Raw genomic sequence first — 3417 nt, forward strand, 5'->3', positions numbered from 1 at the left:
CCCGCAACCCGGGCACCCTGGAGGCCCTCGAACTGCTGCCGGTCGACCCGGCCGCCCCGCTGGCCCCCGGCGCGGTGCGGCTCGGCGTGCGCGCGGCGGGCCTGAACTTCCGCGACGTGCTGGGCGCGCTCGGCATGTACCCGGGCGAGGTCGTGCTCGGCGGCGAGGCCGCCGGCGTGGTGCTGGAGGTCGGACCGGACGTCGAGGGCCTGAGCCCGGGCGACCGGGTGTTCGGCCTCTGCCCGGCCGCGTTCGGCCCCGTCGCCGTCACCGACCACCGGCTGCTGGCGCCGATGCCCGCGCACTGGTCCTTCGCCGAGGCCGCGGCCGTCCCGATCGCCTACGCCACCGCCTACTACGGCCTGGTGGACCTGGCCGGCCTGCGGGCCGGCGAGTCGGTGCTGATCCACGCCGCCGCGGGTGGCGTCGGCACCGCCGCCGTGCAGGTCGCCCGGCACCTGGGCGCCGAGGTCTACGGCACCGCCAGCCCGGCCAAGTGGGAGGCGGTGCGCGCCCTCGGCGTCGCCGCCGACCGGATCGCCTCCTCCCGGGACACCGGCTTCGCCCGGCGCTTCGCCGAGGCCACCGGCGGCCGCGGCATGGACGTGGTGCTGGACGCCCTGGCCGGCGAGTTCGTCGACGCCTCGCTCGACCTGCTGCCGCGCGGCGGCCGCTTCATCGAGATGGGCAAGACGGACGTCCGCGACCCCGGCGAGGTCGCCGCCCGCCACCCCGGCGTGCGCTACCAGGCCTTCGACCTGATCGAGGCCGGCCCCGAGCGGATCGGCGAGATCCTCGCCACCCTGCTGGAGCTGTTCCGCGCCGGCGAGCTGCGGCTGCCGCCGCTGCGCGCCTGGGACGTGCGCACCGCCCCCGAGGCGTTCCGCCACATCGGCCAGGCCCGCCAGATCGGCAAGGTCGTCCTCACCCTGCCGCGCGCCTTCGACCCGGACGGCACCGTCCTGGTCACCGGCGGCACCGGCGGCCTCGGCCGGGTCCTCGCCGAGCACCTGGCGACCGCCCACGGTGTCCGCCACCTCACCCTGCTCAGCCGTACCGGGCCCGCCGCCGAGGGCGCCGCCGCGCTCACCGAGGCGCTGGCCGAACGGGGCGCGCAGGTCGAGCTGATCGCCTGCGACGCCGCCGACCGGGACGCGCTCGCCGCGGTGCTGGCCGGGCTCACCCGCCCGCTGACCGGGGTGTTCCACCTGGCCGGCGTGGTGGACGACGCCGTGGTCACCGGCCTGACCCCGCAGCGCGCCGCCGCCGTCCTGCGCGCCAAGGCGGACGCCGCCGCGCACCTGGACGAGCTGACCCGGCACGCCGACCTGGCGGCCTTCGTGCTCTACTCCTCCGCCGCCGGCACCCTGGGCAGCGCCGGGCAGGCCGGCTACGCCGCCGCCAACGCCTACCTCGACGCCCTCGCCCACCGCCGCCGCGCCGCCGGGCTGCCCGCGCTGTCGCTGGCCTGGGGCGCGTGGCAGGACACCGCCGGCATGACCGGCCGGCTGACCGGGGCCGAGCGCGAGCGCATCGCCCGCTCCGCCTTCCCGCCGCTCTCCGTCGAGCGCGGCCTCGCGGCCCTGGACGCGGCGCTCGCCCTGCCCCACCCGGCGCTGGTCGCCACCGGGCTGGACCAGGCGGCCCTGGCCGCCGGCGCGGGGTCGCCGCCGCCGCTGCTGCGCGAACTCGTCCGCGGCGGCACCCGGCGCGTCTCCGGCGCCGACCCGGCCGCCGCCGGTTCGGCCCTCGGCCGCCGGCTGGCCGGACTCGGCGCGGAGGACCGGCTCCGGCTGCTGCTGGAGCAGGTGCGCGGCCAGGCCGCCGCCGTGCTCGGTTTCGCCGGTCCCGAACCGGTCGACCCGAACCGGGCGTTCAAGGAGCTCGGGGTCGACTCGCTGACCGCGGTCGAGCTGCGCAACCGGCTCTCCGCCGTCACCGGCCTGCGGCTGCCGGCCACCCTGGTCTTCGACCACCCGACCCCGGCGCTGCTCGCCGAGGAGCTCGGTCGCGAACTGCTCGGCGCGTCCGAGTCCGAGCCCGCGTCCGGGACCGCCGGCCCGGCCCCGGTGGCTGCCACCGGCCCGGCCGACGACCCGCTGGCGATCATCGGCATGAGCTGCCGACTGCCCGGCGGCGCCGACACCCCCGAGGGGCTGTGGCGGATCGTCAGCCAGGGCGTGGACGCCATGACCCCGGTGCCCACCGACCGCGGCTGGGACCTCGGAGCCTTCCCGGAGGGCTTCGCGGACGGCCTCGACGGCGGCTTCGTCGACGGCCTGGCCGACTTCGACCCCGCCTTCTTCGGCATCAGCCCGCGCGAGGCCCTGGCGATGGACCCGCAGCAGCGGCTGCTGCTGGAGACGGCCTGGGAGGCGATCGAGAGCGCCGGGATCGACCCGACCACGCTGCACGGCAGCCCGACCGGCGTCTTCGTCGGCAACGCCACCACCGGCTACAGCGTCGGCGCCACCGAGGTGCCCGAGGGCATCGGCCCGCACCTGATGCTCGGCACCGCCGCCTCCGTCACCTCCGGCCGGGTCGCGTACACCCTCGGCCTGGAGGGTCCGGCGCTGTCCATCGACACCGCCTGCTCCTCCTCGCTGGTGGCGCTGCACACGGCGGGCGAGGCGCTCGGGCGCGGCGACTGCTCGCTCGCCCTGGTCGGCGGCGTGACCCTGATGGTCGTGCCGACCATGTTCGTCGAGGGCACCCAGGGCGGCGCGGTCTCCACCGACGGCCGCTGCAAGGCCTTCGCCGCCGCCGCCGACGGCACCGGCTGGGGCGAGGGCGCCGGCATGCTGCTGGTCGAGCGGCTCTCCGACGCCCGCCGCAACGGCCACCGGGTGCTGGCCCTGGTCCGCGGCACCGCCGTCAACCACGACGGCGCCAGCAACGGGCTGACCGCCCCCAGCGGCCGGGCCCAGCAGAAGGTCATCCGGCAGGCGCTGAGCGCCGCCCGGCTCGCCCCCGGCGACGTCGACGCCATCGAGGCGCACGGCACCGGCACCGAGCTGGGCGACCCGATCGAGGCACGGGCGCTCCAGGCCGTCTACGGCCGGGACCGGGAGGCCGACCGCCCGGTGTGGCTCGGCTCGGTCAAGTCCAACATCGGGCACACCCAGTCCGCGGGCGGCGTCGCCGCCGTGATCAAGATGGTCCAGGCGATGCGGCACGACCTGCTGCCCGCCACCCTGCACGTGGACGAGCCGACCCCGCACGTGGACTGGTCGGCGGGCGCGCTGCGCCTGCTCACCGAACCGGTGCCGTGGCCGCGGGGCGGTCGCACCCGCCGGGCGGGCGTCTCCTCGTTCGGCATGAGCGGCACCAACGTCCACGTGATCCTGGAGGAGGCGCCGGAGCGGGCCGAGGCCCCGGCGCGGCCGGCCGCCCCGTCCCTGGACGGTGCCCCCACCC

Annotated in this window: 1 protein-coding gene; it reads left to right on the forward strand. The window is 77.9% G+C overall.

What is annotated here, in order from left to right:
* Nucleotides 1-3417: SDR family NAD(P)-dependent oxidoreductase (locus ACIQOV_RS33465; protein WP_401054520.1), on the forward strand; the 3417-nt coding region annotated here is incomplete at both ends.

Source organism: Kitasatospora sp. NPDC091257 (assembly GCF_044757675.1).
Classification (GTDB): Bacteria; Actinomycetota; Actinomycetes; order Streptomycetales; family Streptomycetaceae; genus Kitasatospora; species Kitasatospora lactacystinica.